The 6,680-nt window shown below is 67.7% G+C and carries 8 protein-coding genes; 3 read left to right on the top strand and 5 right to left on the bottom strand.

The window, feature by feature from the left end:
* A partial coding sequence (locus VNS22_RS10365) for a class I tRNA ligase family protein (RefSeq protein ID WP_325732094.1) occupies positions 1-1,137 on the top strand: 1,137 nt, incomplete at its 5' end.
* Between the two features lie 49 nt (positions 1,138-1,186).
* Here the strand turns inward: VNS22_RS10365 and VNS22_RS10360 are convergent.
* Together VNS22_RS10360 and VNS22_RS10355 are read right to left on the bottom strand one after the other, a co-directional pair.
* Positions 1,187-1,426, bottom strand: coding sequence for a DUF4170 domain-containing protein (locus VNS22_RS10360; RefSeq protein ID WP_325732091.1), 240 nt, complete (start codon positions 1,424-1,426; stop codon positions 1,187-1,189).
* Positions 1,427-1,544: 118 nt separating this feature from the next.
* Positions 1,545-1,808 carry a hypothetical protein gene (locus VNS22_RS10355; RefSeq protein ID WP_325732089.1) on the bottom strand — a complete coding sequence of 88 codons (264 nt, stop codon included), beginning with the start codon at positions 1,806-1,808 and terminating at the stop codon, positions 1,545-1,547.
* 537 nt (positions 1,809-2,345) lie between these two features.
* Between VNS22_RS10355 and VNS22_RS10350 the strand changes: the two genes are divergently transcribed.
* Complete coding sequence (locus tag VNS22_RS10350; RefSeq protein WP_325732087.1) at positions 2,346-2,963, top strand: hypothetical protein; 618 nt, start codon at positions 2,346-2,348, stop codon at positions 2,961-2,963.
* A gap of 12 nt (positions 2,964-2,975) precedes the next feature.
* Here the strand turns inward: VNS22_RS10350 and VNS22_RS10345 are convergent, their stop codons facing one another.
* The 3 genes from VNS22_RS10345 to VNS22_RS10335 all read right to left on the bottom strand — a co-directional run bounded on the left by VNS22_RS10345 (position 2,976) and on the right by VNS22_RS10335 (position 5,593).
* Positions 2,976-4,211, bottom strand: a complete 1,236-nt coding sequence (locus tag VNS22_RS10345) for an adenylate/guanylate cyclase domain-containing protein (RefSeq protein ID WP_325732085.1) — start codon at positions 4,209-4,211, stop codon at positions 2,976-2,978.
* A gap of 90 nt (positions 4,212-4,301) precedes the next feature.
* On the bottom strand, positions 4,302-5,345 hold the full coding sequence (locus tag VNS22_RS10340; RefSeq protein WP_325732083.1) for a LacI family DNA-binding transcriptional regulator: 1,044 nt from the start codon (positions 5,343-5,345) through the stop codon (positions 4,302-4,304).
* Between the two features lie 86 nt (positions 5,346-5,431).
* Positions 5,432-5,593 (bottom strand): hypothetical protein, encoded by a 162-nt coding sequence (locus VNS22_RS10335; protein ID WP_325732081.1) that lies wholly within the window; start codon positions 5,591-5,593, stop codon positions 5,432-5,434.
* A 52-nt stretch (positions 5,594-5,645) separates the two neighbouring features.
* On the opposite strand from VNS22_RS10335, the gene VNS22_RS10330 reads away from it, so the two are divergent.
* Positions 5,646-6,680 (top strand): Gfo/Idh/MocA family oxidoreductase (locus tag VNS22_RS10330; protein WP_325732079.1); only part of this gene is annotated, 1,035 nt, incomplete at its 3' end.

The following is a 6,680-nucleotide window of genomic DNA, read 5'->3' as shown; positions in this document are numbered from 1 at the left end:
TGCTGGTTCATGGGCGACGTGCCGTTCCGCACGGTCTACATCCATGGCCTGGTCCGCGACGAGAGCGGCCAGAAGATGTCCAAGACCAAGGGCAACGTGGTCGACCCGCTCGACCTGGTCGACCAGTACGGCGCGGATGCGCTGCGCTTCGGCATCCTGGCCTCGCTCGCGCAGGGCCGGGACATCAAGTTCGGCGAGGCTCGCGTCCAGGGCTACCGCAACTTCGTCACCAAGCTCTGGAACGCCTGCCGCTTCGCCGAGCTGAACGGCGTCGTGCTCGATCCGGCCTTCGATCCGCGTTCGGCCAGGCAGCAGCTCAACCGCTGGATCCTGGGCCGGCTTGCCACCACTGCCAGCGAGGTGACCGAGGCACTGGCCTCCTACCGCTTCAACGATGCGGCGATGGGGCTGTACCGGTTCATCTGGGACGGGTTCTGCGACTGGTACCTGGAGCTGGCCAAGCCCTTCTTCCAGGGCGGTGACGACGAGGCGGCCGCGGCCGAGACCCGGCGGACCATGGGCTACGTGCTCGCCAACGTGCTCCAGCTCCTGAACCCGCTGGCTCCCTTCGTGACCGAGGAACTGCACGCCCGGCTGTTCGGCACAGCAGATGGCCAGCTGATCAGCGATCCCTGGCCGGAGCTGCCGGATGGGCTGAACGATGCCGAGGCGGTGGCGGAGATCGAGTGGCTGATCGGCGCGATCTCCGCCATCCGGGGCGCGCGCGCCGATGTCAACGTCCCGGCCGCGGCGGTGCTCGACCTGCAGGTCGAGGAAGCGAGCCCTCTCACCCGCGCGCGTCTGGAGCGCCACCGCCCTGCCCTGGAGCGGCTGGCCCGGGTCGGCAGCATCGCGCTGGATGCGGCGCGGCCCGAAGGCGGCGTGGCCCAGCTCGTGGTGGACGAGGCGACGTTCGTGCTGCCGCTCGGCAGCGCGATCGACCTGGACGCGGAGCGCAAGCGGCTGGCCAAGGAGATCGAGAAGGCCCGGAAGGATTCCGCGGCGGCCGCCGGCCGGCTGCGCAATCCAGGCTTCCTCGCCAAGGCTGACCCGGACGTGGTCGAGGAGACCCGGGCGCGCGTGGGCGAACTCGACCAGCGCGCCACACGGCTGGAAAAGGCGCTGGCAGCGCTCTGACCCCTAGCTCGAGTCGACCGGACCGGCACCTGCCAGTGCCGGTCCGGCTTCAGGACTGCGGCGTCACCAGCTTGGGGTCGGGCTCGAGCAGGCGATGCAGATGCACCACGAAATAGCGGACCTGCGCGTTGTCGACGGTAGCCTGTGCCTTGGCGCGCCAGGCCTTCTCCGCTTCGGCGTAGTTGGGAAAGATCCCGACGATGTCGAGCTTGGAGAGGTCCGAGAACTCGATCTGCGACGGGTCGATCAGTTCCCCGCCGAACACGAGGTGCAGGAGCTGCTTGGACATGGTGGCGGTCCCGGGGGATGATGCCAGATGATCAGGACCGCGTCAGACTGCAGGCACGGGCAGCGGAAGGGAACGCCGTCCTGCCCGCTGCGACCGGCTGTCGCGTTCGGCCCCCGGCTCAGGCCTGAGCCGGTTCCACCAACCGGTGGGTCATGGGCAGGGTCACCTGCCAACGGCCGTGGTCGTCCCTGCCGAGATTGCCGCTGTCCGCCTGCAGCAGGACTTCGGCACCACCCTCGGTCAGGACGCTCATGGTGACCACAGGGCCTTCGATGCGCCGGACCCGCCCGGTCCAGATCAGGTCGGTCGCGCGCATTGCCCCGTTCGGCACCGCACAGATCGACTTCACAACGATCTCGTCACCGAGCAACAGCCTATTCATCGCCTTTTCCCCCGACTGCTGGCGCCGAGCCTGACTGGATCATAGCTGCCGGAACCGATGTCGGTCATGGCAATTCCATGGGGTGCGACCATTATACCGACGAAGCCGTAATATATTTGCAGTCACGAATTCTGATGCCGTCAGCCACTTCGGATCAGCCGCTATTATCGGCTACTGATCATACCATCCGACGCTTACCGGTGAACCTCACTGAACTATAATACACCTCTCGCACAATCGGGCCGCATGTGACTATGCTTGGCTGAATGCCTAAGTCCACTGCCATTCATACCATGCAGCTGCCTGACGCCAAGTTCCGGAAAGCATGTGATCCTGATCACGAAGACAATTCGCCAATACAGCTAGGATATTCCACAGACGTCCGATGGCTCGGTCAGGCCCAACGACATTCCTGCCAGAACCGGACGTTCCTGCCCCGACTATGCATGACAATTGCCCTGGAAGCGCCGGCTTCCGTCTCCTGACGCTCGGGGCAAGCCATCCCTACCTGCCGCACCATTTCCATGGAGCATCGTCATGTCCCGCAACCACATGAAGTCCATTCACGCCTCCGGTATCGCCCTGGCAGGACTGGTTCTTCTCGCCACCGCCATGGCCACGCCGGCAGCGCAGGCCGACAGCGCCACCCAGTTCAAGATGGTCCGATCGCAGAACCTGCCGAAGAAGTGCGCGCCCCATGCAGTGGCACATGTCTCAATCAAGTCGCTGGGCTTTGCAGAGCAGATGACGATCACCGCCGCCGGCCTGCCGCCGCGCACCGAGTTCGATGCGTTCGTCATCCAGGTGCCGAACTTCCCGTTCGGTGTGTCCTGGTATGTCGGCGACCTGGAGACCAACTGGAAGGGCGTGGCGAAGAAGACCTTCATCAGCCGGTTCAGCCGGGAAACCTTCGCCGTGGCACCCAATGTCGCGCCGGCACCGAAGGTCGACAGGGCCGATGCGGACAAGAACCCGGCGTTCAGGCCCATCCACACCCTGCATCTGGGCATCTGGTTCAACTCGCCCAAGGATGCGCAGAAAGCCGGCTGCCCGAACATCGTCACGCCGTTCAACGGCGAGCATGACGCCGGGCCGCAGATCCTGAACACCCGCACCTTCCAGGACGACAAGGGCCCGCTCGGCCGCATCGACTAGGGATCGGCTGGCTCAGTCGGTCTCGAGTGGCCCGGGAGCGTCGCCGCGCTCCCGGGTCCACGGCGCTTCCGGCTCCAGCACCTCGATCGGTGTGTTCACCCCGCGCAGCCGGAAGGCGCCGATCCGGCGCAGCGGCCGCGTGCAGTGGACGGCGAAAGCACCCGAGAGGAGCAGTTCGCGCCCGAGCCGGCCGCACAACTTCTCCAGCCGGCTGGCCTCGTTGACGGCCGGTCCGATCGCCGTGAAGTCGAGCCGGCGCACGGCACCGACATTGCCGTACACCACTTCGCCGTGGTGGAGCACGACGCCCAGCCCGAGTTGCGGCAGCCCCGCCTGGCACCTCGCACGGTTCAGGCCGGCGGTGGCGGCCAGCATGGCTTCGGCCGCTGCCAGGGCACGCGCGCATGCGGCGGGTTCCGCCCCGTCATCGGCCGTGAACACCGCGAGCAGGCCGTCCCCGGTGAACTTCAGGATCTCCCCGCCCGCAGCATCGATCGGCGCCCCCATCGCCTCCAGATGCTCGTTCAGCCAGCCCACCACCTTCATCGGGTCCGCCTGCGCGGACAAAGCGGTGAAGCCGCGCAGGTCGGCCAGGAGGATGGCGGCGGTGATCCGCCGGCCGGTGCCGCGCATGATCTCGCCGGCCAGCACCCGGCCTGCGGTGCGGGGGCCCAGATAGACCGACAGCACGTCGGCAAGGGTGCCTTCCAGAGCGAAGCGGTGGCAGGCTAGGCCCAGCGCCGGCAGCATCTGGTCCATCCGCCGGATCTCGGCCAGGGTGAACCCGCCCGGCCGGTCGGTGGCGATGCTGAGTGCGATGCCCGGCAGGGCTACCTGGCCGGTGAAGCCCACGATCCGCATCAGATAGTCGGTGCCGCCGGCAACACGCAGCTCGGCCAGGAGCGGGAAGCGGGCACAGCCTTCACCGTTCTCGATCCGCCAGCGGGCAGCCCCCAGGCCATTGCCCAGCACATGGGCGATCGGGCTGCGCTCGTAGGCCAGCCGGTCGGCCAGCCCGAACCGCACCGGCTCACCCACGCCCTTGTCCCGGTGCCAGTAGAGCGAGCTCGCGGTCACGATCGGGTCGATCGCGCGCATGCTGAGGCTGGTCCGCCAGACCGGCAGGCCGATCTGGAGCAGACGCTCGCACAGCGCGCTGAACAATGCTGCCAGCGATCCGCCCTCGGCGACCTGCCGGATGATCAGGTCGACCAGCCCGTCATCCGGGCCATGCTCTGCCGGCTCCAATGTCTGCCACCCCTGCCGCCGCACCCTCGCGAGCGGCCCATGCTAGCCAGGGACGGCCGGTCCGTCGCGCGGATGAAGCAGCGGCCCGGCTCAATGGTCGGGGATGTTCTCCCGGAACACCGCCTGCATCCGCACCATGTAGCTTCGGAAGGCGAGGTCGCCCGCGGCCGCGGCGAGCAGGCGCTGGACCGCCTCGCGCGCCTCCACCCGTGGGTTCTGGTCGATCGCTGCGTCCATCGTGCCCGACAGGAGGAACCGCCTGGTGTGCTCGGTCACCTCATGGCCGATGAACAGCACCGAGCGTGCCCGCCCCGCTTCCTCGAGCGCACGCGCAATCCCTCGGTTGCCGGCACCGATATTGTAGATGCCCGCGAGATCGGGGGTGCGGGCCAGCAGGTCGCGCGCCTCCTGATAGGTCCGCTCGAAATCATCCCGGCTTTCCGTGCGCGCCACGATCTCGATGCCGGGAAACTCCTCGGCCAGCACGTGGCGAAAGCCCATCTCCCGCTCCTCGTGACCGCGATAGGCAAGCGAGCCGGCAAAGAGGGCCACCCGGCCCGGCCGGCTGCCGTGGAGTCGCGCCAGCAGGTAGCCGGCGAGGCGCCCGGCCGCCCGGTTGTCGATCCCGACATAGCCTGCCCGTGGCACGTGGCTGATGTCGGACACCATCGTCACCACCGGCACGCCCGCAGTGCCCAGCGACCGCACCGCCTCACGCACCACCGGGTGGTCCAGGCCGATCAGGCCCACACCCTGGCTGGTGCCGGCCAGATCCTCCAACCTGGCAGCCAGCGCGTCGGGATCGAAGCCGTCGATCCGGTGCAGCCGCGCCCGCACCCCGGCGCGGCCCGCGGCATCGGCCTCGATCAGCGTGGCCAAGTTCGCCATGAAAGTGTTGGGCCCGCCGGGCAGGACGAAGTCGAACTGGACGTTGCCGGTATCGGGCGCGGCGGGCGTGGTGCCGCGTTCACCGAGATAGCCCAGCCGCTCGGCCGCCCCCAGGACCCGTGCCCGGGTGCGTTCGCGCACGCCCGGGCGGCCATTGAGCACCCGATCGACCGTGGCAGTGGAAACGCCGGCCTCGCGGGCAACGTCGGCGAGGGTCGCACTGGCGACCCGCAGACTGGTGGACATAATCGCTGCTCAGCTGCCCTGGACGACGACGACAAGGATCATTCGGAACCTCTCCAACACACATGAACCCGCGCTGACGAAAGACATCAAAACACATCATTTCCTGTCCCGCCAGCCACGTTGATGGAATGCTCGCCGCGTAACGACGCCTCATCTCGCCTCATCAGAGGCGTTATGATCAATTTTGCGTCGTCATGATTGACATTGGCTGCCGGTTTCATCATTCGCTCGATGCGAAGGGCGCGCATGAGACGCTCGGCTCCGGGTCGTGCCTTGCACCGACCCGCACAGGAGACAGGGATGAACGGGAGCATGGGGTTCGCGCCGGACGTCACCGTGCGCAGCCGCGGGTTCACGATCGGCGCGGTCGGCGCCGGAATGATTATGGCCGAGTGCCATCTGGCGGCCTATCGCGAGGCGGGCTTCCGGGTGGGCGCCATCGCGTCACGCACGCCGGCCAAGGCGCAGAAGGTGGCGGAGCGCTGGGACATCCCCAAGGTCCACGCCACCCCGGAGGAATTGATCGCCGATCCGGGCGTCGAGATCCTCGACCTGGCCTTCCCGCCCGACCAGCAGCCCGCGCTCATCCGCCTGGCCCTGCAACAGCCGCACATCAAGGGCATTCTGGCGCAGAAGCCGCTCGCCCTGTCGCTCGACGAGGCACGGGCGCTGCGGGACAAGGCAGCAGCGGCCGGCAAGGTCCTCTCGGTCAATCAGAACATGCGCTACGACCAGTCGATGCGGGTCCTGAAGCAGATCCTGGACCGGGGCGAGCTCGGCCAGCCGGTGATCGCCACCATCGAGATGCGGGCGATCCCGCACTGGCAGACCTTCCTGGCGGAGTATGACCGGCTGACCCTGTCCAACATGAGCGTGCACCATCTGGACGTGCTGCGCTTCCTGTTCGGCGACCCGAGCGAGATCTACACGGCTGCCCGCCAGGACCCGCGCACCCGGTTCCCGCACCAGGACGGCATCACGATCTCGACCCTGAAGTTCCCCTCCGGCGTGATCGCGCTGTCGATGGAGGACGTCTGGTCCGGGCCGCGCGAGGAAGGGTTCGACAGCGACATCTACATCAAGTGGCGGGTCGAAGGCACCGACGGCGTGGCCCAGGGCACGATCGGCTGGCCGCACGGCCAGCCCTCCACGCTGCGCTACGCGTCCAGGAGCGCCACCGGCGGCAAGTGGGTGGAGCCCAGCTGGGAAACGCACTGGTTCCCCCATGCCTTCATCGGCGTGATGGAGCAGCTGCAGCACGCGATCGAGACCGGCAGCGCCCCTGCCCTGTCGGTCGCCGACAACGTGAAGACCATGGCGCTGGTCGAGGCCGGC

This window comes from Geminicoccus sp., from assembly GCF_035556675.1.
GTDB lineage: Bacteria > Pseudomonadota > Alphaproteobacteria > Geminicoccales > Geminicoccaceae > Geminicoccus.
Note: the sequence above shows the minus strand (reverse complement) of the source record. Positions and strands in the feature narration are given on the sequence as shown.

Bases quoted from the DNA above. Each gene is read 5' to 3' on its own strand.
- VNS22_RS10340 (WP_325732083.1), bottom strand. From the start codon at position 5,345: ATGTCCACCAGTCTGCGGGTCGCCAGTGCGACCCTCGCCGACGTTGCC.
- VNS22_RS10360 (WP_325732091.1), bottom strand. From the start codon at position 1,426: ATGTCCAAGCAGCTCCTGCACCTCGTGTTCGGCGGGGAACTGATCGAC.
- VNS22_RS10355 (WP_325732089.1), bottom strand. From the start codon at position 1,808: ATGAATAGGCTGTTGCTCGGTGACGAGATCGTTGTGAAGTCGATCTGT.
- VNS22_RS10335 (WP_325732081.1), bottom strand. From the start codon at position 5,593: ATGCGCGCCCTTCGCATCGAGCGAATGATGAAACCGGCAGCCAATGTC.
- VNS22_RS10350 (WP_325732087.1), top strand. From the start codon at position 2,346: ATGTCCCGCAACCACATGAAGTCCATTCACGCCTCCGGTATCGCCCTG.